Genomic DNA, 23,443 nt, shown 5'->3' with positions numbered 1-23,443 from the left:
ATCAATCATTTTTATATACCGCGCAAAAATTTGCGCGGTATATTTGTGCCCTTTTGTCAGGAGGGGTATAATAAATGGGGGATTTTGTCACAGGAGGAGATCAAATGCAAAAAAAGTGGCTGACTTATGGACTATGGGCCATGGTGGCGGTAGCGGTACTGGCCGCAGCCCATGTGGCCTTTTGGCAGAGATATTGTGTGGAGCAGGATTACCGGCAGGTGGAACTGGCCCTGGGATATGATGAAATTAGTTCTCTGGCCGGAACCGAAGGATTAACGGTAGTTCAGGGATTAATGGAATTTAAGAAGCATGGTGTTACCGGGGTTGTCATAAGGGAACCTATGCTCGATGATTTACGCCAAAATGGCGATATTGAAGTTTTTAGCGGACAGGAATTGTTAAAACGTCAGGGGGAAGATTTTGTTTCAAAGCAACTCCTCAACCGGAACCATACATATATCACGACTTCCAGCAAAGATGTCTTTGATCAGCTTTCCTCCCAAATGTCCGCCAAATTGGCCAATGTGCAGTTTTATGAGACGGGCCAAGGTACCTACGTAATTGAGACTTTGGCTCCGTATACGGCTATAAAAGAACTGGGGGTGGGCTTTACCCGAAAATCTATTGAAGACGTGCGACAGGCAGAGATGAAGGGAATTCTACAAATTCGGACCTGGCCTGGTCCTACTCAGCAAAATATTGACAAAGTTTTTAAATTATACCGCAACATTCCCAATGTTTCTGCCGTCCTATTTAATGACGACACTCTTCCGGGCTATCCATCCCTGCTGCCTGTGCTGGCGGAGGAAGTCAGGAAAATGGATGTTCCTCTGGTACAGGTTGAATTTTTCCCCCAGCGTGGCTTTGAGAAACTGGGTATTCTTTTGGATAAAAAGGTGGTCCGGCTGCATACCATTGCTCAGAATGAATTAAAGCGTGTTTCCGTCGGAGAGGCCTTGGACCGCTACACCCTGGCGGCGGCGGAACGGAATCACCGGATCTTACTAGTTCGCCCCTTCTTAACGGGCGGGGATCTGATGCAGGAGAATTTGGATTTTATGGACCAGTTAAAATCCCGGCTGGAGAAGGAAGGGCTGCAGATAGGATCTTTTAGTCTGCTTCCCCCGGTTCCCGTTTCCCGGTCCATAGTGCTTTTAATTGGCCTGGGAGTCATTACGGGCGGACTTCTGTTGCTGGATCGATTAAGCTTGGGCCGCTGGATACCGATAATTGGACTAGGTGCCCTGATCCTATGGCCGGCCTTGATGTACCTGGACTTTGTTCAGGCCAGGAAGCTGATGGCCCTAGCCTCGGTGATTGTATTTCCTGCCCTGGCCCTGCTGTGGAATTTGAAAAGGGAGGGCCAGACGCCCGGTCAGGCGGTTGTTTCCCTGCTCCGTATTTCTCTGTTTTCCTTGTTGGGAGCTTTATTTATGGTGGGACTGCTGGCTGACGCGGGATTCATGCTGAAGCTCGATCAGTTTTCCGGAGTTAAGCTGGCCCATGTGGTGCCGCTAATGATTGTTCTTCTTTATTTATCTCTGGATCGGGCCAAGGGAGAGGGACTGACAGAGAAGATTAAAGGAATGCTTGACCATCCCGTTAAGTTGGGGGTAGCTCTGGCAGCCGGGTTTATGGCTGTGGCGGTAGTCGTCTATGTAATGCGTACCGGCAATGAGGCAATGACCGTGAGCGGAGCGGAACTTCAATTTCGCAGCTTGCTGGATCAGTTCCTAGGGGTAAGGCCCCGGACCAAGGAATTTTTATTGGGCCACCCGGCTTTACTGCTGTTGCTGCTTTACGGTTATAAAGACAACCGTTTTTTACCCTTGCTGTTGTTGGCGGCCATTGGACAGGCATCCCTGGTCAATACCTTCGCTCATATTCACACCCCCCTTTGGGTGTCGATGCTAAGGGCCTTTAACGGACTGTGGCTGGGAATTTTATTGGGGCTGGCAGTGTATTGGAGCGTTCAGTGGACTGCCCGCCGGGGGAGAGATCGTATGCATGGCTAAAGTGGTGTTATCCGGATATTACGGCTTCGAGAACTTGGGTGATGAGGCAGTTCTTTTCAGCATTTTGAAGACGCTGCGGGATCTGCGCATTGGTTTGAGAATCGAAGTCCTTTCCAACCATCCTGAGCAAACAGCGGAAATTTATAAGGTTACCGCTTCCAATCGCTGGAAGTTAAGAAATATTTACCGTGCCTTACGGGACGCGGACCTGTTAATCAGTGGCGGCGGAAGCCTGCTGCAGGATGTCACCGGAATAAAGAGCCTGCTTTATTATCTGGGAGTCATCGGACTGGCCAGAATATTAAGGAAGCCCGTCTTTTTCTACGCCCAGGGGATTGGTCCGGTCAATTCAAGGCTGGGCCGGCTGCTGATGCGTTTGGTGGTGAACAAGGTGGATTATATTACCGTAAGGGATGAATCCTCGATGGAGGACCTCCGAAATATGCAGGTAATAAAGCCGCCAGTTGAGGTTACGGCGGACCCGGTACTGGGATTGGAACAAAAATTTGTGGATGAAAGTGTCGGACGTAAAATTTTGGAAGAGACGGGCATGGATTTGTCCATTGAGAAAAGATTGGTGGGCGTGTCCGTCCGGGAGTGGAAAGGCCTCAGTAGGTATAAGGAAGTGCTGGCAGAAATCTGCAACAAGCTCAGCCGCATTGGTTACCAGGTTGTTTTTCTGCCTATGCATTACCCCGATGATCTGGAGATCTCCCGGGAAATTGCGGAAAAGATGGACCAGCCTGCGGTAGTGCTGGACCGGCAGTATTCAGTGGTGGAAATGGCCGGACTCATTGCCAATATGGATCTGTTGATTGGCATGAGGCTGCATGCCTTAATTTTAGCTGCGGTGATGCACGTGCCTCCGGTAGCCCTTTCTTACGATCCCAAAATTGACCGCTTTATGGGGCTTTTGGGGAAAGAAGCGGCTTCGGATGTCCTGGAGCCGGATTACGAAAAGCTCTGGTGTGCTGTGGAGGAAATTCTTTGCGAACCCTGGTTAGCCCAGGAAGATTTGGCTCAGGCGGTAGAGCCGTTACGTCGGAAGGCCCAAAGTACGGCGAACCTGGCCTTGCAGAGGATGGACAAAGCCCTGCACAAGCAGGGAATAGCCGCCAGTTATCTTTAGTTTATGAATATGGAGGAACAAAATGAAACTTACAACTTGGTTCCGTTTGCTTTGTATCTGTTTCATTGTAACCTGGGCCTTGCCGGCCGCCGCTGCGGAGCAGATTGCCCCGGGGGTCCGCTACTGGAGCTTTGAGCGGACTAACTGGGATGGAAAACCGGTAAAGGGCCATGCTTTGGAGATAGACCTTCAACAGCGCTTTACCGAGGTATGGCCGGTTATGGGGCAGGATCAGTTGGGAAAACTGGAAACCCTGAGCAGTATGACAGGCCGCACCGGAGCCATTGCTGCTATCAACGGGGGATTCTTTGATACCCGAACAGGAATCCCCGACGGCACTTTAATGATTGACGGTAAAACGGTAACCACAACCAATATTCTTCGCACTACCCTGGGAATCACCTCTGATGGAGAGGTTAAAGTGGGTTACTACACGCCGGGCAGCGAGGAGTGGCAAAAGGCTCGCCACCTTTTAACCGGCGGCCCGTTGCTGGTTAAGGACGGCCTGCCTGTGGATCAGGCGGTACAGGAAGGTCTGTGGGGCAACGTGCTGTCCGCCGCTCCCAGGACCGCTGTTGGAGTTACTGCCTCCGGGAGGCTACTGCTGGTGGAGGTTGACGGGCGTCAGGCGAATTACAGTCAAGGGGTTACCTTGGAGGAACTGTCCTATCTGATGATTGATCTGGGAGCCGTGCAGGCGGTGGGCTTGGATGGCGGCGGTTCCAGTGAGATGATTGTTAAAGGGAATATTGTCAACCGTCCTTCCGACGGCAAGGAAAGATCCATCAGCAACGGTCTGGTGGTACTACAGCAACTACCGGTGTATTTAAACAACCAGAGACTGTTTTTTGACGTACCGCCCCTGGTGGAAAAGGGACGCACCCTGGTGCCCATGCGCCGGATTTTTGAGGGATTGGGTGCTGAAGTAGCCTGGGATGATGCAACCAAAAAGGTGACGGCCACCAAAGGAAGCCGTTCCGTTGAACTAACATTGGGCGAGGCAGTTGCCTTGGTGGACGGCGAAAAAGTTGCTTTGGATGTGCCTGCACAATTAATGGCCGGTCGCCTGCTGGTACCCATGCGCTTTGTGGGAGAATCCCTGGGAGCCACGGTGAATTACGATACTACTGCTACGTCACCGGTGATTTACATTACCGAGGAAGGGGGCAGCACTAGTGAAAACCAGTAAATTTCTTTCTTTTGGACTGGCCCTGGTATTAACGGCGGTCTTTGCTCTCCCGGTCTTTGCCGAAGATGAAATGAATTCTTCCGCTCCTCAGGCAGCAGAGCAGCAGCCTATTTCCTCTCTGGAGCCTTCCCTGATGGAACCGGAGCAGGAAGAGGAAAAGGCTTTGGCCCTGGCCTCGGATTATATTGCCAATATTAATTACAATCTGACCCATTTTGCAGTAAAACTTTCCAACGGTCATCTGCTGGTCTGCCGGGTGGGTTCCTGGGACCCAGGCGTTGTTGAAGTGGACGCACTGGGCAACGAGGTGTGGTATTACCGGGGCATTCAGGCCAACAGTGCCCAACGGCTGGATAACGGCAATACCCTGGTGGCGGATTCCGGCGCCCCCGGCGCCCCCTCTGTACCCCAAGTGGTTGAGCTAACCCCTGAAGGAAAAAAGGCATGGGAATACACCCTGCCTTCGGCAGCCTACGCTCCCCGGTATGCCGAACGACTGTCCAACGGCAACACTCTGATGGTGCTGCCCTTTGAAATCCGGGAAGTAACGCCTCAAAAGGAAATTGCCTGGCAGTACGGACTGGGCAAACCCGGTAAATCCGGGACAGCCGGATATCTGGAGCATCCGGTTCGCGCCCACCGTCTGCCCAACGGCAACATCTTGATTGTGGACCGGGGTTATACCAAGGGGCGGGTGCTGGAAGTGACGCCGGATCAAAAGACGGTCTGGCAGTTTGCGGCTGCCGGTGGAACCGGGACGCAGCCTCCGGGCCTAGTACAGCCGCTGGATGCCCTGCGTATGGAGGACGGTACCACCTGGGTTACCGATAAGAAGCAGGATATGGTCTTTAAACTGGATGCCGGCGGGCAGGTAATGGAAGTTAAAACCTGGGTGGAGCTTTATCAAGCCGCCCCGGTCACCAACCTCTGGTCGGCCAAACCGGTGGGGAACGGCAATGTACTTCTGGCTGCCACCATGGTTACCGGGCGAACTCGGGTGGCGGAAGTGATTGGAGATACCATGAAAGTTGTATGGAGCCGGGAGAACCCACAACCGGAAGAACAATAAAGAAACCTAAAGAAGAAACCCGGAGGTAAGGACTTAAACTTGCTCCGGGTTTTTCAGCAGAGTATTTTTATTTTATATGGATACCAGAAAATTCTTAAGTTTATTTTCAAATAATTATTTTTCCAGCCTAGCTCCAAATGCTTTTAGTTTTTCCTGCACCCAGGAAATGTCCTTTTGGTCCAATTGCCCGGGTGCTTTTTTTTCTTTCAGGGAGCGGACAGCGGCAACACCTGCGGCGTCTCCCAGAACAGCTAAATTGGGCAGTACACGGAGTTCCGCCCAGGCGAAGGAGGAGATGCCTGCAGCGTAGCCGGGGACCAAGAGGTTGGTTGTTTCGGAGGGCAGTAAAGCTTCAAAGGGCAGGTACACCGGGTTTTTCGGCTGGCCGCCTTCCCTTTGCCAGTCTGGACGGAGGTGCTTGGTTACGGGCCAATCGTAGGCTCCGGAGGCCTTTAAATCTTCAGGAATAAAGGCATTAATATCCATCATATAGTACCCCAGCCCAATCCGGCGAGGATAGTTGTCGGCGTCTGCACCGGCTGAAGAAGGCCCGGCCATTTGAGCTTCCCGGGTGGTTACTGCGTAACGGCTATTTTCCGTTCCAGGACCGGTTTTACCAGCCAGGGGGCTGTGTACGGACTCCCGGATATACATTACCTCTCCCACCACCGGCAGGCCTTGAGCGTCTTTCGCCAATTCAACCTGCTCAAACCCGTACCACTGGCCGGTTGCCGGGTCTTGAACTTTCAATTGCCGCAGAGCCTGGAGAAATTGCGGGTTCTGCAAGAATTCCCGGGCCTGCAGCCACGCCTGGTCTACCGTCCGCTGCCCCGGAAGAAGATCCGAGGGATAGCGCCGGCTGCCCTGATCCCGCCGGTGAGCCCGGGCATCCACATCAAAAACCAGCAGGCCATTGACCCACCAGATATCGCTGTCTTTTCCATTGGCGGCCGCGTTAACCGGTTTAAGAGCGAAGCCCAATGGTCCGTATTGCTCGTTAAAGGCAATCACCTTGGGATCAGAAAGAAAAGCCTGTTTTCCTCCGGCTAACCCCCAACTGCCTTTGGCATCCCGGACAAACTCCCAGTCGGCGATACGTGCTGCCTTGGGGGGAGTCTTAACGCCCTTTACCTGAAACATCAGAGTGGCCGCCTGCTGCCGGGCCACCGATAGGGTTTCCTCTTCCGGGAGCAGGGCTGCGGGCCAGTCCCCGCGACCGGTGCTGACTTCATTTCCGGTCAGACGGGTTAACCGTCCGTCCACCGAAGCATCAATAAAGACCTGCCCCGGCACCCTTTGTAAACCGGGCCCCCAAACCACTTCACCCTTTAGGTTGCGGTAAGTGCTTCGTAATTTTAGTTCTTTAATTTGCTGTTCCTCTACAACCAGATCTTCCAGGTCGTAGGAATACACAATTTTAAGATTGGGAAACTGGGACAGGTCCGCCGCTATAATTTGGGCCATCCGGTCAGTGTTGTAAAATTGTCCGGCTTTGGCGAACCAGCGGCCAAAGGAACCCTGAGTAACTACCTGTCCCTGCCATAGACGGATATCCGTAAAGTTCTGGCCGCCCACCGTGCCAATACCACCTAACTGCCGCACCGGTTCAGGTATCACCAATAGAACTTTTCGGTCAGGAGCGGCAGCGGCAGCACTTCGGGCCGCCGCACATCCGTCAAAACCCCCGCCAAAAACCACAATATCTCCTGGCAGAGTTTGATCATCCGCAGCGGTTGTAAAAATCAAAAAAAGCAAAAGGATAAAAAAGTAAAAAAGAAACTTTTTCATTTAAATTGGAACCTCCATTTTCTTAAGGGTATTCCTCGTGAATTGGTTGTTAGCCTGATTCTGTATTTCTATGGGTCCTGTTTCTAGCCTTATTCCGTAATTTTTATAGGTCTTGTTGTTAGTATTGGGGGGAATGATTATGGATTGTAAAGGGATACAGGACCTGGGGAAGAACAGGATAAGTCTAGCAACAGGACCTGTAAGCATTATCCACAATGCTAGCCTCTTCTCCAAAGAAATGCCCAATAGCACGTTTTTCTTGTTTTTTTGGACAGGAAGCAATATAATTATGGCGAAACAACCGATAAATCAATCTACCGGAGGTTGCCATGCTGGATATAAACGCTATACAACAAATTCTACCCCACCGCTATCCCTTCCTGTTAGTGGATCGAATTTTAGAAGTAGAGGAAGGGAAAAAAGTCGTTGGCATAAAGAACGTTTCCATGAATGAACCTTTTTTCCAGGGGCATTTTCCCAATTACCCGGTAATGCCCGGAGTCTTAATCATCGAAGCCATGGCCCAGATGGGGGCAGTGGCTATTCTTAGTATGCCTGCTTTTGCCGGGCGGATTGCCCTACTAGCCGGAATTGACAAAGCGCGCTTCCGGCGTCAGGTGGTTCCGGGGGATACTTTGCGGATTGAGGTGGAGGTTTTGAAACTCCGGGGTACGGTGGGCAAAAGCCAGGCTAGGGCCTATGTGGGAGAAGAGTTGGCGGTGGAAGCGGAGTTAATGTTTGCTCTAGGTAAGGAATAGAGGATTTTGGCGAATAAAAGACGAATATTCTGCATAATAGAGATGTTGTCCAAACAAAAGGTTTTTTTGGCATCCTTTAAGTAAAGTAGTTAAATTTGTCGCTATACATAGGCAAACCTCGCGGGTTAGAATAAGGTTGGCTGTCCCTTTGTATCCATCCCGTAATTTGCTTTGGAGGGATAAATTTTGATAAACTTTATATTTCCCTGTTTGCTGGCTTTGTTGATCAGTTTCGTATTAACACCCACAGTTCGCAAATTGGCTTTTAAGATTGGAGCCATTGACCGGCCCGACTGCCGCAAGGTACATTGTAAGACCATGCCCCGTCTGGGCGGGCTGGCCGTTTTTTTAGCTTTTACTGGAGCGGTTTTATTTACTCAACAATTAAATAATAAACTAATTGGTTTGCTGGTGGGCGGTTTGCTCATCGTTTTGCTGGGAATTTTGGATGATACCCGGGGTTTGCCTGCCAAAGTAAAGCTGGTGGGTCAAATTGCCGCCGCTGCAGCGGTGATTCCTTTTGGCATTCAGGTGGAGTTTATCACCAACCCCATTAACGGAGACCTGCTGCACCTGGGAATCTGGGGGATTCCGGTCACCATTTTCTGGATTATTTCCGTAACCAATGCCGTAAACCTGATTGACGGATTGGATGGCCTGGCGGGCGGAACTTCCTTTATTGCCGCCTTGACCATGGCAGCCATTATCTGGCAGCAGGATGGAACAGGCATGGAGGTCACCCTTTTGGCACTGGTGCTGGCAGCCTCGATCCTGGGATTTTTACGGTACAATTTCTTTCCCGCCAAGATTTTTCTGGGGGATACCGGTTCCATGTTCCTGGGCTATGCCTTGGGAACTCTGGCAGTCATGGGTGTGACCAAGACCGCCACGGCCATCTCTGTCATTGTGCCGATGGTCATTTTAGGGCTTCCCCTGCTGGACGTGCTTTTTGCCATTCTTCGCCGCTATCAAAGCCAGCGGCCCATCTTTCAACCCGACAAGGAACACCTGCATCACCGGCTGATGGCCCTGGGATTATCCCATCGGCAGACGGTATTGGCCATTTACGCAGTGAACCTGATTTTAGGTGTAAGCGCTTTCCTCTTAACCGTGCTGACAACCAGTCAGGCGGCTCTGCTGCTCTTTATTTTGGCGGTGGTGATTATTGTAACCGCCAATAAGATCGGCGTGATCGGAAAGGTTGCCCCAACCGGAACCTCTTCTTCCGTTTCACAGAATTTACGGCAGCGGTCCTCCAAGATGTAGGACCGCTTTTTGTTTAAAGATTTTTAAGGGGGGTTTAAGATGAGAGTCCGCAAAGCCATTATCCCGGCTGCCGGACTGGGGGTGCGTTTTTTGCCCGCTACTAAGGCTCAGCCCAAGGAAATGCTGCCCATTGTGGATACGCCAACCATTCAATACATAGTCGAGGAAGCCGTTGCCTCAGGAATTGAAGATATTTTAATCGTCACCGGTCGAAACAAGCGGGCCATTGAAGATCATTTTGACAAATCCCTGGAACTGGAACTGCAGTTGGGACATAAAAACAAGGATGAACTTCTGGGACTGGTCCGGGACATCAGTGAAATGGTGGATATCCACTATATCCGCCAGAAGGAGCCTCTGGGTTTGGGGCATGCGGTTTATTGCGCCCGGAAGTTTATTGGAGATGAGCCCTTTGCCGTTCTGCTGGGAGATGATGTCATTAAAAACAAGGTTCCCTGCCTGAAGCAGATGATCAATCTATACGAAGAGGTGCGTTATTCCGTATTAGGGGTACAGGAAGTTCCGCCGGAGCATGTAAACCGGTACGGTATGGTTGAGGCCACCACAGAACGGGAAGGAGTTTGCCGCATTTACGATCTGGTAGAAAAGCCCGAAGTGGGCCAAGCCCCTTCAAGCTTAGCCGTAATGGGCCGGTATATTTTAAGTCCCCGGATTTTTGATATTCTAGCCATGACCCGGCCTGGAGCCGGCGGTGAAATCCAATTGACCGATGCCCTCCGCTCGCTGGCGAAAGCCGAGGCCATTTATGGCTGCCTTTTTGAAGGCACACGTTATGATGTGGGGGATAAGTTAGGTTATTTAAAGGCTACCGTTGAATTCGCCCTGGAAAGACCGGATTTGGCCGGGGAGTTTCGGAAATATTTAAAAGAATTGATCACAGAGTAAAGGTTGTATGGACATGCGAGTTTTGGTAACGGGCGGAGCCGGCTTTATCGGTTCTCACATTGTGGAGAATTTGTTGGAGGCCGGACACGAGGCCTTGGTGGTAGATAACTTTTCCACCGGCAGAAGAGAGAATCTTATTACCGGGGTTCCGGTTTATGAGATGGATATTATCAACCCGGAGATCACGGAAGTTTTTAGAAGGGTCCAACCGGAGGCCGTCATTCATCAGGCGGCTCAGGTGGCGGTTCCGGTTTCCCTCAAGGACCCGGTTTTGGATGCACAAGTCAACATTATCGGTACCTTGAATTTGTTGGAAGCCTGCCGCACCCACGGGGTGGCCAAGGTGATTTTTGCCTCTTCGGCAGCGGTGTATGGAAATCCCGCCTACCTGCCGGTGGATGAGCAACATCCTGTAGGCCCCTTGTCCGGATACGGCGTTTCCAAGCACGCAGTGGAAAAGTATTTGGAAGTTTACCGGGAACTGTACGGATTGAAATGGACGGCCCTGCGCTATGCCAATGTGTACGGACCCCGCCAAGACGCTCTGGGGGAAGGCGGGGTGGTGGCGATCTTTATCAATAAGCTGCTTCAGAATCAGTGTCCGGTGATTTTTGGAGACGGGGAACAAACCCGGGACTTTGTCTATGTAAAGGATGTGGCTGCTGCCAATGTCCGGGCGTTGACCTTTGGAGACAACCGGCTCTTCAACATCAGCACGGGGAAAGCTTCTACGGTGAATGAACTTTTACTGCTGCTGCAGCAAGCCATCGGTTCTTCCCTGCTGGGAGAATACGGACCGCCCCGGTCGGGGGACATTTTACACAGTTATTTGGATCAGCAGCGGGCGGCGGTTGAATTGGACTGGGTTCCCCGGTATGCCCTGGATCAGGGAATAAAGGAAACGGTGGAGTTTTATCTTAAGGGTGGGCTTTAAAGATCGCCCATCCCCTTCCGGTTATCGGTGAATGGAATAACCGGAAGGTGAATACCTCCCGGTTATTTTTGTCCAATGGTTTTGTTCTTTTTATTTTTACACCAGCTTAGATAGCTTTCCAGTGTCTTGCGGCGTTCTTCCAGCTTTTTTATGTTTACTGATTTACTCATTGGATCATACTCCTCAAAACAATTTGTTAACTGGTTATAGTATAGCCATGGAAACGGATTTATAAACCTTGCCAGAGGTGGAATTATGTGCATAATTGAAATAAAAGCATCATACAATAATTCTTGTGCAAAAGGAAAATCAGTTCCGGGAGGAGAGGCCATGAATAAAATATCCTTTGGAACCGACGGTTGGCGGGGGATTATTGCCAGGGATTTTACCTTTGATAATGTAAGACTGGTAACCGGAGCGGTGGCAGCCTATATTAACAGCAAGGGCTTGGGAGAGCGCGGCCTGGTGGTGGGCCGGGACAACCGGTTTTTAGCCGAGGAGTTTGCCGAGACCGTAGCGGAGGAACTGAACCGCCAGGGGATCTCCGCCTTTATGTGCTGCGGGGCCACACCCACCCCGGTAACGGCCTATGCCATTCAATTAAAAAAAGCGGCCGGAGCCATTATGCTGACGGCCAGCCATAACCCGCCTGTTTATAACGGGTTTAAGTTCATTCCCGAGTATGCCGGACCGGCCCTGCCTCATATTACCAAAGAGATCGAAGAGAATATCCGGCGGCTGCAAAAAGGGGATCCCTGTGATATGAGAGGGCTCATTCCCCCTGAGGGGCGTTATGGCCTGCTGGTGGAGGAAACAGATGCCGGAGCCTGCGAACGTTCGGATTTTCACCCCTTTGAGCCCTATGTAAAACATATTTCCGAAGTGGTGGACCTGGAGATGATTGGGAAAGCTGCCCTGAAGGTAGTCATTGACCCCATGTATGGTGCAGGCATCGGCTATCTGGAACACATTCTGGGTCAGGCCGGAGTCCAACTGGAAGTTTTCCACAACACCCGTGATCCCCTTTTTGGCGGAACCCTGCCGGAACCCAGCGGGAAAACACTGGAAGAGTTGAAGAACCGGGTGAAGGCCGGGGGCGCCCATCTGGGACTGGCTCTGGACGGCGATGCGGACCGCTTTGGAATTATTGATAGCAATGGTGAATACATTACACCCAATCAGTTTCTGCCGCTGCTCTACTATCACCTGAATACCGCCCGGGGTTGGCGGGGACCGGTGGCCCGGACGGTGGCCACCACTCACCTGTTGGACCGTATGGCGGTGCGGTATGGGCAGAAAGTTTACGAAAGCCCCGTAGGGTTTAAATATATTGGACAGAACATGCTGGAAAAGAACTGCGTTTTGGGCGGGGAGGAAAGCGGAGGCCTGTCCATTCGGGGCCATATCCCGGAGAAGGACGGCATTCTGGCCGGGCTGCTGGCAGCGGAAATGGTGGCCCGTCACGGGAAGAGTCTGTCTGGCATTCTGGAGGATATTTACCGGGAATTCGGCTGGCTTTACAGTGAGCGTCTGGACCTGCACACCACGCCGGAGCAGAAACAAGAAATTCTGGACCGCTTGAACCTTTGGGAACCCCGGGAACTGGCCGGGCAGGAGGTAGCCAGAAAGATTACCCTGGATGGCATCAAACTGGTGCTGGCGGACGGGGCCTGGGTTTTGATCCGGCCCTCAGGCACCGAACCTCTCTTCCGTATCTATGTGGAAGCCAACCATATGGAGCAAAAAAGCCAATTACAGCAGGAAGTGAGAGAATTGTTAAAAATACAATAAACTAACCTGTAATTGGTATTTTAAGTTATTTATCATAATCTTAGAGGAATTAGGAAGGATGCTGTCGAAAATTTAAGACAGTATCCTTTTGTTTGGGGAAATAGAAGGGATTTAGCCCTTTGAGGTGAACAACTTGATCAGCTATCAATCTATCGTTAAATATAGAAAGATCTTTGCTCTGGTACATATTTTTTTGCTGCTCCCCTGGCCCCTTTGGGGTAAGGCCTGGGCCCTTGAGCCGAATTATCAGTTGGAGAACAACCTGGCCGCGGGAATTTTGGGAATTCCGGCTCTGTGGACCCTTAATCCGGGAATCAATGGTCTGGGTTTAACCGGAAAAGGACAGACTGTTGCGGTGGCGGACGCCGGACTGGATGGCGGCAATATGGAAACCCTGCACCCGGACCTGAAGGACCGGTTAACCGGGGTGAAAGATTTCAGCGGGGACGGTTGGGGGGACCCCAACGGCCACGGTACCCATATTGCCGGCAGTATTGTGGGGACCGGTGCCAAGTCTCAGGGCTATATCAGGGGAATGGCCCCGGAAGCAGGACTGTATTTCCAGGCCACCTACAATGAGGCCGAGAAAAATCTGCGGATTCCTTCGGTTTACGACTTATTAAATGATGCCTACAATGCTCCCGGGCAACCCCGGATCCACGTGAACAGTTGGGGGGCCAACTTCAGTGACGGTATTTATGACTGGAACAGCTACAGCCTGGACAAGTTTGTCTGGGATCACCCGGATATGGTGGTGTTGAAGTCCGCCGGCAACGGCTATAAAACCGCTAAACCCTTTGTCAGTTCACCAGGTTCGGCCAAAAATGCCGTTACCGTAGGGTCCACCGAAGGAGTGCGGGGAATTGACACCGGTTCCGATAACCCCGGTCAGGTTGTCGGCTTCAGCAGCCGGGGCACCTTTGACGGCCGCATCAAACCGGAGGTTCTGGCTCCCGGCACCTGGATTTTATCCACCCGTAAAACCAACCCGAACCTGGAGGGAGATAATTATATCGGTGTTTATAACCAGTATTACGGTTATATGAGCGGCACCAGCATGTCCACCGCTCTGACCGCCGGTTCCCTGGCTTTGCTGCGGCAATATCTGGTTCAGAAAGGGCTGTCTCCCAGCGCGGCTCAGATGAAAGCACTGCTGATTTTCGGCACCCGGATTCTGCCGGGAGTATCCGGCAGCGACCAGGGATTCGGCCGGGTTGACGCCGAAAGATCGATTATCGCCATGGATCAGGGCGATGTGAAGGTTTTGGATGAGAAGGGATTAAATACAGGAGAGGAGTTAACTTATACCTACACCAGCAACGGACAGCCCTTCCGGGTGGTGATGGCCTATACCGATTACCCCAAGACCCCCGGAATCGGGAAGGATTTAGTTAATGACCTGGATGTGAAGGTAACCGGCCCGGACGGCAAGGAAGTATACTGGGGCAACGGTTATATCGACGGGGACCACTTGAACAATACTGAGGGAATTCTGATAGACAAACCCCAAAAGGGAGAAACCTATACCATTGAGGTCTCTGCCTCGGAGGTGGTTCATGGTCCCCAGCCCTTTGCCTTGGTCTATGGCAGCCTACCTTGGCAGGGCACTCTTTCCGAAGTTCACGACAATGAACTGACTTTTAATGATGGACAGACACTAAGGGTGAATCAAGAGGTAACCATCCGTCTTACCGACGGCAGCGCCGCAACGGAGGCGGCTATCAATGAGATTCCTGCCGGAGCAGAGGTTTATCTGGTATATGGCGAAGAAGGAGAAATCTCTCATTTGGATGCCCTTTATAACACCATTCACAGCAAGCTCCAGGCCAAGGAAGGTTCCAACCAACTGGTTATTGAGGATGGAACACGCTGGTCCCTGGCGGAGGAAGCTAAAATTTTTGTTGGCGATAACGAGCTTCAATGGAGCGAACTGCCCCTGGAAGCGGAGATTGAACTGACGGTGAATCCCGGGGATGATAAAGTTTGGCGGGTGGAAGTGAAAAACCTGCCGGATAACTCCCCTTACTATTCCTTACCCCTTTCGGAAAAGGATATAACTATAGCCATACAAAACTCCAGGAGCAGCGGCAAGGTGGTTCTATCAGCGGCGGATCCGGAAGATACATCAAAACCGGTGACCTTGGCCTTTGCCGCCGGGTTGGCCTCAAAGCTTGTCAGCAACGGGTTGCCGGTAGAACTGAGACTGCCGGGATTAAGTATTGAGATTCCCGTCGGTGAATTTGGCCGGATAGGCAAATCTGAAGAGGGGGCACAACTGCAGCTACGGGTTGCCTGGCAGACAGTGGGTGAACAATCTCTGCCTGCCGCAGACCCGTTTATGTACCTGCGTCCGGTAGGAAAGCTGGTGGAGATCCGGCCTACTCTGGTATGGCCGGACGGCAGTCAACTGGCAATTAGTTCTTCCAATTCCTTCCTTAAGGTAACCATTACTTCTCCTCTGGGATCCACTGCCGGGTTAAACCTGCAGCGTTTAGGGACCTATCGATATAGTGAATTATCCCAGGTGTGGGGGCTGGTAAACATTGATTACAATCCGGATACAGGCAGGTCCACTTTCTATACCAACCGGTTCGGAAAATTTGGCATTTTGGAGGCTAGCCGAACCTTTGAAGACATTACAGACCATTGGGCCAGGACGGATATAGAGATTATGGCGGCCCGCCAGATTGTAAGGGGTATGGCCCCGCAGACCTTTGCTCCGGATCTTACCGTAACCAGGGGACAATTTACAGCCATGCTGGTTCGGACTCTAGGCCTTTCTGAAGAATCCGTCTCCCCTGCCGAGTTCTCAGATTTACCCGGGGATTACTGGTGCGCCGGGGCTGTGGGCACCGCAGTAAAAATGGGCCTGGTTTCCGGTTACGGCGACGGAACCTTTGGTGCCAATGATCCCATTACCCGGGAACAAATGGCGGCTATGCTGGTCCGGGCCATGCGTTATGGTACGGAGAAAAACCTCAATGAAAGCGCACTGAATCCCATCCATTTTACCGATGAGGAAAACATCTCCTCCTGGGCTAGGTCCTCAGTGGCTATTGTGGCGCAGGAGGGCCTTATGAAAGGCAGGGAAGCCGGAGGCTTTGCTCCTCAGGAATTTACCACCCGGGCCGAGGCTGCTGTTGTGATGGTGCGGCTGCTGAGCTATCGGGGGAATAACTGGTAGCTGTCGGTTGTCAGAAACAACCATTAAGAATCAATATTTACTTAGAGAAGGGTTTTCACCGGTTGAAAGCCCTTCTTAATTTTTATTATTAAGCGATACTGAAGGATATAGGCGAAAAGAGTCGAATATACTACCTTTGTTGTGATGAGTTTATCAGTACTAACCATAAAACCGATAGCTGAAAGCCAATAGGAGGTCCTTTGATTGTCCACTGGAAGAATTATTGCCAGGGCGGCCCTGGTTGTGGCCGTAATTAATCTCTTATCCCGTATTTTGGGTTTTGTCCGGGAACAGGCCATTGCCTATATGTTTGGAGCTACCAGCACCACCGATGCCTATGTGGTGGCCTTTAACATTCCTTACACCGTTTTTGCTATTATCATTGGTGCTTTGGCGGTGGTGGTGATCCCCGTTTTCAATGAATATGTGGCCAAAGGCCAGAAGGAAGAGGCCTGGCGGTTGTTTAATACCGTGATCACCCTGGTGGTTCTAATCTTTGCAGCATTCACTGCGGTCGGAATTTTTGCGGCCCCACTGCTGGTCAAGCTGACAGCTCCGGGATTAGATCCGGGAACCGCTGCCTTGGCCGCCCGGTTGACGGCCATTATGCTGCCAATCCTGATCTTTTACGGATTGGCCACCGTGTTTCAGGGATTGCTAAATGCCAATCAGGTCTTTGCCATCCCGGCTCTGAGTACCAGTGTTACCAACGTGGTGATCATTGCGTCAGCCCTGACTCTAGGGGGCTGGTACGGCGTAGAAGGTTTGGCTGCCGGAACCGTGGTGGGATTTATTCTCGCCGCCCTGATTCAAGTTCCTAAACTCAAACAGCAGGGCTTCCGGTATAAATTTTCAACGGACTGGCGTCACCCGGGAGTTCGTAAGGTTCTTTACCTGGTGATGCCGGTGGCTATCGGCACTTCCCTGAACCAGATTTACCTGATTATAGACCGTATTTTGGCTTCAGGACTGGCGGCCGGAAGCATCTCCGCCTTGAATTACGCCAACCGGCTGATTTTAATGCCCATTGGTTTTTTTGTGCTGGCGGTGGGCACTGCTTTTTATCCCACCATTACCCGCCTGGCGGCGGAGAAGAAACAGCGGGAGCTGTCTGAAACCGTGGTGGGTGCCTTCCGTCTGGTGACCCTTTTTGCCCTGCCGGCGGGAGTGGGGCTTCTGGTGCTGGCCACTCCCATTATTCAATTGCTTTTTGAACACGGGAAATTTGATGCCCGGGCTACGGAAATGACAGCCATTGCCTTGGTGTTCTACTCCATCGGGCTGGTGGGCCAGGCGGCCAACATCATTCTTACCCGGGGTTTTTACGCACAGCAGGACACTAAGACACCGGTGAAGCTAATGGCCGTTACGGTGGTGGTCAATTTGATCTTCAGCCTGCTGTTGATTGGTCCGCTAAAACACGGCGGATTGGCCTTGGCCAATTCCATTGCTTCCCTCCTGAACACGGTAATGCTTTCCTATTACCTGAATAAGCGGATCCCGGGCATGTGGGAGGCCAAACTCTTTAAATTTCTGGGACAGATTTCTCTGGCCTCCGCCGCCATGGCAGCGGGAGTCTGGGGGATGAATCATCTGGCGGCCGGCCTGCTGGGCGGCCTGGGAACCCTGGGGCTGGCCCTGCAGGTGGCGGCCAGCATCATCGGCGGGGTGGTTATCCTGCTGTTGTCGGTATTCCTGCTGAGAATGGAAGAGGCCAACCTGATGGCCCGCTATGCTGCCAAATGGATGGGACGGCTGCGCCCTTCCAAAAGCTAATTGATTGCGCACCCTTTGCCCGGCAGATGCATAGCATGGGGTTAGGGGAGGTGGCGGCATTGATAAAAGCAACCCAGTTGGAGACCAAGGATATTGTAAACCTGTCGGATGGCGCCAGACTGGGGCCCATCAAGGATTTGCACATTGACCTGGAAACAGGCAGGGTAGTGGCCTTGGTGCTGCAGGCTCCGCGCAAATATTTCGGACTGATGCGCTCCGGCCGGGATCTGGTGATTCCCTGGGATCAGGTGAAAAAATTTGGGCTGGACACCGTGCTGGTGGATTTACAGCCCCTGGACCGGAGTTTTTATCAGGAGTAAGATATTTTTAATTTGACACATTGTACCTGCTTTGCTAAAATAAATCTGGCAAAAATAGATTCTGATGTTCTCATCAAGAGAGGTGGAGGGACTGGCCCGATGAAACCCGGCAACCTCACGTAAGGTGCCAAGTCCTGCGGGGAAGTGTCTTTCCTGACAGATGAGGTTATTGAGGCAGGCTGGGGAAAAGAAAAGACCTCTCCGTAAATGGGGAGGTTTGTTTTTTTAGTGATGAGACAGGGAATATTGAATAATTAGGAGGGAACCCAGTGAGCAGAAAATTATTTACTTCTGAGTCCGTAACCGAAGGTCACCCCGATAAGGTGGCAGACCAGATTTCCGATGCCATATTGGACGCCATTCTGGCCAAAGACCCAATGGCCCGGGTTGCTTGCGAAACCTTTGTAACCACCGGCATGGCCGTGGTAGGCGGCGAAATTTCTTGCAGTTGTTATGTGGATATTCCCAAAGTCGTGCGGGAAACTGTCCGGGGCATTGGATATACCCGGGCCAAGTACGGTTTCGACGGGGATACCATTGCTGTGCTGACCGCCATTGATGAGCAGTCCCCGGATATCGCCATGGGTGTGGACAAGGCGCTGGAAGCCAAAACCGGGGAAATGAACGAGGCAGAGATTGAGGCCATCGGTGCCGGGGATCAGGGTATGATGTTTGGTTATGCCACCGACGAAACCCCGGAATTTATGCCGCTGCCCATCTCCCTGGCCCACCGGATGGCCCGCAGGCTGGCGGAGGTACGTAAAACTGAACTGCTGGACTACCTGAGACCGGACGGCAAAACCCAGGTAACGGTAGAGTATGACGGTAACAAACCTTCCCGGATTGATACGGTGGTGGTTTCCACCCAGCACCACCCGGAAGTTTCCCTGGACAGAATCCGTCAGGATATCATCGAACAGGTGGTGCGCCCGGTGCTGCCCCCAGAACTGGTGGATGCACAAACCCGTTTCTTCATTAACCCCACCGGACGCTTTGTAATTGGCGGACCCCACGGCGATGCGGGACTTACCGGCCGTAAAATCATTGTGGATACCTACGGCGGCAGTGCCCGCCACGGCGGCGGCGCTTTTTCCGGCAAAGACCCCACTAAAGTGGATCGCTCCGCCAGCTATGCCGCCCGCTACGTGGCTAAAAACCTGGTGGCAGCCGGCCTGGCCAGCCGCCTGGAAGTTCAACTGGCCTACGCCATTGGTGTGGCCCGTCCTGTCTCTGTAAGGGTGCAAACCTTTGGCACAGGTAAGGTTAGTGACGATGTTTTGATTGATTTAATCAACCGCCACTTCGACCTGCGTCCGGCTGGCATCATTAAAACATTGGATCTGCGTCAACCCATCTATAAACAAACTGCGGCCTACGGTCACTTTGGACGCAACGACCTGGACCTCCCCTGGGAACGTACCGATAAAGCGGAGATCCTCCGGGCAGAGGCCGGTTTAGAGTAAAAAAGCATAGGTAAAGATGAAAACCAGGTCCTATGGACCTGGTTTATTCTAGGAATCCTTCTTTTTATCCGGTTTCTTGCCCCGGCTTTGCCGGGTGTATTTTTCACCCGGTTCCTGTACGAGCAACGGGTTCTCCAAATATTCCTGGACATAGGTTTGCTTTATCCGCCGGATGGTGTTGCCTAAAGAAATTAACCATTCTCTGATGAGTTCATTGGAATGGCCTTGGATTTTAAGGGATTGGATCAAACGAATCAAACCGTAATTTTCTTGATCCGAAGCAAAGGCCAAAATATCCGGCGGGAGGGAAGGCAGATCCTTCCTTTCAAGAATTAAAGTATCCGTAAGACCCAGCAAATAATCCGTACTGCAATTGAAAAATAGAGCTAATTTTCTTAGCGTATCGGGGTCCGGCTGGCGTTTTTCTGTTTCATAAAGGGCAATGGCTGATTTTCCGATATTGAGTGCATCGGCCAGCCCTTGCTGGGTAAGGCCTCTATCTTCTCTCAGCTCTTTCATTCTGTCTCTAAAAATTCCCACAGGATACACCTCGAATCAATTATATCCTGCGAAATTTTTAGTTCAACAAATTGTTTCATGTTGAAATTAAAACCAAGATTTTTCTTGACAATATTTCAATATGAAATTAAATTAATAGATAAAAGAATAAAGATAAGGGGGTAATGCCGTGATCATTGATGTAGATCATGATCTCAGCTTACTTCAAATGATGGAAAACACAGGCAAGTATGACCCCTTTTTAAAAAAGGATCAGCCGGAACGAATCAATATTATAAGGGAAATTACAGCGGGAATTGCCCATGAAATTCGCAACCCCATGACCACCGTGCGGGGATTGCTGCAACTACTTCAACAAAAAAAGGAATGTTCTTTGTATCAAGACCTGTTCAAGGTGATCATCCAGGAACTGGATAAGACCAACGAGATCATTACTGAACTTTTATTCCTATCCTCGAAAAAAGCGACCAATCTTACCTTCCATAATCTTAACGACGTGATTTTATCCCTGCGGGATGTTCTGTTGGATCGGGCTCGGCAATATAAGATGCAGGTTACCATGGATTTGGCTGACCTGCCGGAATTGCTGCTGAATAGGGAAGAGATCCGGCGTTTAATCTTAAATCTAGCCCAAAATGGTTTGGAAGCCATGCCCACCGGAGGCAACCTGCAGATTAAAACCTTTATGGAGGAGGACAAGGTTGTCTTGACGGTGCAGGATCAGGGGGAGGGAATCGAACCGGAGGCCCTGGAGAAATTAGGAATCCCTTTTTATACCACCAAAGAGGAGGCGGTGGGCTTGGGACTGGCGGTTTGCTATGGTATTGCCGCCCGGCACAACGCCCGGATTGAAGTACATACAGGAAGCCTGGGCAGTACCTTCGCCGTTTATTTTGAAACGGATACCTGCCGCTGCAGCACGCCATTGGCTTAAAACTGGACGGTTCATTATAAACAGACCCTTATCCCTGAAACGGGGTAAGGGTCTGTTTTTTCAGGTCAATATTTCCATTCCTCCGCCGCGCACCCCGGCGGGCCGTTCACACATACTCTGAATTACAGGGGGTGTGCTCAATGGCGATGACCATCGAAAAGCTGATCCTAGTGATTCTTGCCTGTTATGGAATCTATCGGTTGGTCCAGGATGTTGCAGGCTCCATAAGGAGGCAGCCGGGGCCCCCGGTTAGTATGCTGGTGGTATTAAAAAACCGGGCTCAGGATGCGGAATATCTGATGCGCAGAATGGCCTCCTGGAGTAGGCACCAATGGGTTCAATTGGAGATTGTGGTGGTGGATGACGGTTCCCAGGACGATACCCCTTTCATTCTTCAAGGCTTGCAGCAGCAAATGGCCCTGCGGCTGATTACCATAGACCGGGAATCGCCCGGCATGGAGGAAGACCAGGACAGGGCCTTGTTAACGGGTCTGCTGTATTGTCATAACCCCTTGATCTGGCTGGTAGACCTTCGCAAGCTGCCGCAAAGGATGATGGCAGAAAGGATCTTTCGTGTATTTTTTTGCCAGGCCTGGAGGTAAATTGGGTTTATTGTCGAATATGGGAGTCGGGAGGTGAGGGCCATTTCTAGGCAGAGAGGTCTTACTTTACTCTATACCTGGACAATCATTTTATTGGGTTTCGGGTGGCTATGGAAGACCTTTCCCCAGCTCAATTTTGACCACGGCGGCACACTGGCGGCACTGGTTATCCTGGGGATGCTGTCTGAATGGATGGCCGTTCCCTTTAGCCAAGGTTATTTGTCCGGCAGTTATGTCATTGTATTGGCAACCCAGATGATCTTTGGGGGAGCCACCACAGCCTGGGTGACCGGCTTGGTCTCCTTAATTGGCTTCGGAGTGGCCAACCGGGGGAATCCCCTGCGGACCACCCTTTTTAACGGGTCCCAGAATATTTTGTCAGCCGCGGCGGCAGCTCAGGTATACCTGGCATTCGGCGGCGGGATTTTAGCTGCCGCTGCCTTTACCCTGGTTTACTTTGCCGTTCATCATGGGCTGGTGTATTTCCATCTGAAGCCTTATTTGGCCGAGAACCCCCGGCTTTTCGGCTGGCATGCCCTGCGCTGGGATAGTTATACTTACCTTTTTACCGCCCCTTACGGCGCTCTGATGGCTGCAACCTATTTCCAATTGGGAATTTTGTGGGCCCTGGTTTTATGTCTGCCAATCCTTGGGGCTCAGTTCCTGCTTGGGAAATATGTACATATGGAACAGGCCAATCGGGAATTTACCGCTCTTTTTCAAATGGCCCGGCGGCTACGAAAACCTGCGGACCCGACGGTTTTCTTTGATGATTTTTTACAGGAGTGCCAGAAAATTGTTCCCTACCACTCCGGAGCGGTTTATTTTTGGTCCCGGGAGCGCCAGCTTTTTTTACCCTTGGCTGCCCGGGGACCCTTGGAAAGAGAAATGAACAGCATTGTACTGGCGCCGGGAGAAGGTTTGGCCGGACGGGCGGTGGAAACCCGGGAGCCCTTTTTAATTGATGATGTACGGGACAGTGGCTCCCAGGAAGAAGCCAGACCCTTCCTACAGTTTCGGACAGTTTTGGCCGTACCTCTGGTTACCGGGGGAGAGGTCACCGGTGTAATGGTGCTGGGAGACCGCTATCCGGCCCTCTATGAGGACAAGCACATCCAAATGCTGACGGTTCTGGGCGGTCTGGCGGGGACTATATTGGTGCGGGGCATGCTGGAAGATCAAATCGGGGAATTAAAGGCTACCGACGCTTTAACCGGTTTTCTCAACCACAAGCAGTTTTACCAACGGGGCATTAAAGAAATGCTGCGCTCAGCCTCCACCGGCGAGGCGGTTTCCCTGCTGCTGATTGATATTGATCATCTTCGTACTTTAAATGCCAGGTACGGCCACGGAACCGGGGACAGTGTGTTTCAAATGGTGGGATCCATACTGCGAAACGTGACCCGGGCCACGGATATTCTCGGGAGGTATGGCGGGGGTGAACTGGCTGTCCTGGCACCGGGGGCCGACGGCATAACCGCTCTCAAACTGGCCGAACTTGTCCGGGTGGAGATCCGGGACCGGCGGCTGGTACCGGAGGAATCCCAACACCGGATACTGATTACGGCTTCCATTGGTGTTGCCACCTTCCCTCAAGATACCGACAACCCGGATCAGATTTTTTCAGGGGCGGAAAAGGCGGCGGCTTGTGCCAAGGAATGGGGCCGTGACCGGTCGGTAGCCTACAGCCAACTGCTGAAACAAAAAAGAGGATAGTTGCATAAAAAGATTCGCCTACTTGTGTCAAGTGGGCTTTTTTTCTTGAATAGGATGTTGTTTTTTGGTTAAAATTCACTTTTT

18 protein-coding genes and 1 riboswitch are annotated in these 23,443 nt (G+C 51.6%); of the genes, 16 read left to right on the top strand and 2 right to left on the bottom strand.

The features are described 5' to 3' along the window. The first annotated feature begins 104 nt into the window (after positions 1-104). From DESRU_RS18410 to DESRU_RS18395, 4 genes are read left to right on the top strand one after another with little or no spacing between them, the layout of a single operon-like run. The gene (locus tag DESRU_RS18410; protein WP_041275897.1) at positions 105-2,015 is read left to right on the top strand and encodes a DUF5693 family protein; all 1,911 of its coding nucleotides are present in this window, start codon (positions 105-107) and stop codon (positions 2,013-2,015) included. Next, positions 2,008-3,144, top strand: a complete 1,137-nt coding sequence (gene csaB / locus DESRU_RS18405) for a polysaccharide pyruvyl transferase CsaB (RefSeq protein ID WP_013843601.1) — start codon at positions 2,008-2,010, stop codon at positions 3,142-3,144. Before DESRU_RS18410 ends, csaB begins: the two co-directional genes overlap by 8 nt. A gap of 22 nt (positions 3,145-3,166) precedes the next feature. Then, positions 3,167-4,333 (top strand): phosphodiester glycosidase family protein, encoded by a 1,167-nt coding sequence (locus DESRU_RS18400; protein WP_013843600.1) that lies wholly within the window; start codon positions 3,167-3,169, stop codon positions 4,331-4,333. Next, on the top strand, positions 4,320-5,402 hold the full coding sequence (locus tag DESRU_RS18395) for an NHL repeat-containing protein (protein WP_013843599.1): 1,083 nt from the start codon (positions 4,320-4,322) through the stop codon (positions 5,400-5,402). The genes DESRU_RS18400 and DESRU_RS18395 overlap by 14 nt, the downstream gene beginning before the upstream one ends. Before the next feature lie 114 nt (positions 5,403-5,516). Here DESRU_RS18395 and DESRU_RS18390 read toward each other — a convergent pair whose 3' ends face one another. Next, positions 5,517-7,190 carry an FAD-dependent oxidoreductase gene (locus DESRU_RS18390; RefSeq protein ID WP_013843598.1) on the bottom strand — a complete coding sequence of 558 codons (1,674 nt, stop codon included), beginning with the start codon at positions 7,188-7,190 and terminating at the stop codon, positions 5,517-5,519. Between the two features lie 329 nt (positions 7,191-7,519). Here DESRU_RS18390 and fabZ point away from each other — a divergent pair, with 329 nt between their 5' ends. The 9 genes from fabZ to metK all read left to right on the top strand — a co-directional run bounded on the left by fabZ (position 7,520) and on the right by metK (position 19,588). Beyond that, the gene (gene fabZ / locus DESRU_RS18380; RefSeq protein ID WP_013843597.1) at positions 7,520-7,948 is read left to right on the top strand and encodes a 3-hydroxyacyl-ACP dehydratase FabZ; all 429 of its coding nucleotides are present in this window, start codon (positions 7,520-7,522) and stop codon (positions 7,946-7,948) included. Between the two features lie 186 nt (positions 7,949-8,134). Further along, a complete protein-coding gene (locus tag DESRU_RS18375; protein WP_013843596.1) occupies positions 8,135-9,214 on the top strand; it encodes a glycosyltransferase family 4 protein in 1,080 nt (359 codons plus the stop codon). Positions 9,215-9,253: 39 nt separating this feature from the next. Further along, the gene (gene galU, locus DESRU_RS18370) at positions 9,254-10,120 is read left to right on the top strand and encodes a UTP--glucose-1-phosphate uridylyltransferase GalU (protein WP_013843595.1); all 867 of its coding nucleotides are present in this window, start codon (positions 9,254-9,256) and stop codon (positions 10,118-10,120) included. A gap of 13 nt (positions 10,121-10,133) precedes the next feature. Then, entirely contained in the window at positions 10,134-11,054 is a 921-nt protein-coding gene (locus DESRU_RS18365) for an NAD-dependent epimerase/dehydratase family protein (RefSeq protein WP_041275481.1), read from the top strand. Between the two features lie 330 nt (positions 11,055-11,384). Then, positions 11,385-12,845, top strand: a complete 1,461-nt coding sequence (locus tag DESRU_RS18360; protein WP_013843592.1) for a phosphoglucomutase/phosphomannomutase family protein — start codon at positions 11,385-11,387, stop codon at positions 12,843-12,845. Positions 12,846-12,969: 124 nt separating this feature from the next. Continuing rightward, positions 12,970-16,029, top strand: coding sequence for a S8 family serine peptidase (locus tag DESRU_RS18355; RefSeq protein WP_238446325.1), 3,060 nt, complete (start codon positions 12,970-12,972; stop codon positions 16,027-16,029). A 204-nt stretch (positions 16,030-16,233) separates the two neighbouring features. Beyond that, entirely contained in the window at positions 16,234-17,805 is a 1,572-nt protein-coding gene (murJ, locus tag DESRU_RS18350; RefSeq protein WP_013843590.1) for a murein biosynthesis integral membrane protein MurJ, read from the top strand. Further along, on the top strand, positions 17,772-18,125 hold the full coding sequence (locus DESRU_RS18345) for a YlmC/YmxH family sporulation protein (protein WP_337998879.1): 354 nt from the start codon (positions 17,772-17,774) through the stop codon (positions 18,123-18,125). The genes murJ and DESRU_RS18345 overlap by 34 nt, the downstream gene beginning before the upstream one ends. Before the next feature lie 67 nt (positions 18,126-18,192). Further along, a riboswitch (SAM riboswitch) is annotated at positions 18,193-18,292 on the top strand. 102 nt (positions 18,293-18,394) lie between these two features. Further along, positions 18,395-19,588, top strand: coding sequence for a methionine adenosyltransferase (gene metK / locus DESRU_RS18340; RefSeq protein ID WP_013843588.1), 1,194 nt, complete (start codon positions 18,395-18,397; stop codon positions 19,586-19,588). A 48-nt stretch (positions 19,589-19,636) separates the two neighbouring features. Here the strand turns inward: metK and DESRU_RS18335 are convergent, their stop codons facing one another. After that, complete coding sequence (locus tag DESRU_RS18335) at positions 19,637-20,128, bottom strand: helix-turn-helix domain-containing protein (protein ID WP_013843587.1); 492 nt, start codon at positions 20,126-20,128, stop codon at positions 19,637-19,639. A 148-nt stretch (positions 20,129-20,276) separates the two neighbouring features. Here DESRU_RS18335 and DESRU_RS18330 point away from each other — a divergent pair, with 148 nt between their 5' ends. The 3 genes from DESRU_RS18330 (at position 20,277) to DESRU_RS18320 (ending at position 23,359) form a co-directional block, all read left to right on the top strand. Next, entirely contained in the window at positions 20,277-21,041 is a 765-nt protein-coding gene (locus tag DESRU_RS18330) for an ATP-binding protein (protein ID WP_013843586.1), read from the top strand. Between the two features lie 140 nt (positions 21,042-21,181). Beyond that, positions 21,182-21,643: a glycosyltransferase family 2 protein gene (locus DESRU_RS18325; RefSeq protein ID WP_013843585.1), complete on the top strand. Its 462-nt coding sequence runs from the start codon at positions 21,182-21,184 to the stop codon at positions 21,641-21,643. Between the two features lie 33 nt (positions 21,644-21,676). Continuing rightward, positions 21,677-23,359, top strand: coding sequence for a GGDEF domain-containing protein (locus tag DESRU_RS18320; RefSeq protein WP_013843584.1), 1,683 nt, complete (start codon positions 21,677-21,679; stop codon positions 23,357-23,359). The last annotated feature ends 84 nt before the right edge of the window (positions 23,360-23,443 follow it).

The sequence above is a fragment of the Desulforamulus ruminis DSM 2154 genome (assembly GCF_000215085.1).
GTDB lineage: Bacteria > Bacillota > Desulfotomaculia > Desulfotomaculales > Desulfotomaculaceae > Desulfotomaculum > Desulfotomaculum ruminis.
This window is presented reverse-complemented; position numbering and strand designations above follow the sequence as displayed.

Excerpts from the sequence above, each read along its gene's own strand:
- DESRU_RS18410 (WP_041275897.1), top strand. The coding sequence starts at position 105 with ATGCAAAAAAAGTGGCTGACTTATGGACTATGGGCCATGGTGGCGGTA.
- csaB (WP_013843601.1), top strand. The coding sequence starts at position 2,008 with ATGGCTAAAGTGGTGTTATCCGGATATTACGGCTTCGAGAACTTGGGT.
- DESRU_RS18400 (WP_013843600.1), top strand. The coding sequence starts at position 3,167 with ATGAAACTTACAACTTGGTTCCGTTTGCTTTGTATCTGTTTCATTGTA.
- DESRU_RS18390 (WP_013843598.1), bottom strand. The coding sequence starts at position 7,190 with ATGAAAAAGTTTCTTTTTTACTTTTTTATCCTTTTGCTTTTTTTGATT.
- fabZ (WP_013843597.1), top strand. The coding sequence starts at position 7,520 with ATGCTGGATATAAACGCTATACAACAAATTCTACCCCACCGCTATCCC.
- galU (WP_013843595.1), top strand. The coding sequence starts at position 9,254 with ATGAGAGTCCGCAAAGCCATTATCCCGGCTGCCGGACTGGGGGTGCGT.
- DESRU_RS18365 (WP_041275481.1), top strand. The coding sequence starts at position 10,134 with ATGCGAGTTTTGGTAACGGGCGGAGCCGGCTTTATCGGTTCTCACATT.
- DESRU_RS18360 (WP_013843592.1), top strand. The coding sequence starts at position 11,385 with ATGAATAAAATATCCTTTGGAACCGACGGTTGGCGGGGGATTATTGCC.
- DESRU_RS18345 (WP_337998879.1), top strand. The coding sequence starts at position 17,772 with ATGGATGGGACGGCTGCGCCCTTCCAAAAGCTAATTGATTGCGCACCC.
- DESRU_RS18325 (WP_013843585.1), top strand. The coding sequence starts at position 21,182 with ATGGCGATGACCATCGAAAAGCTGATCCTAGTGATTCTTGCCTGTTAT.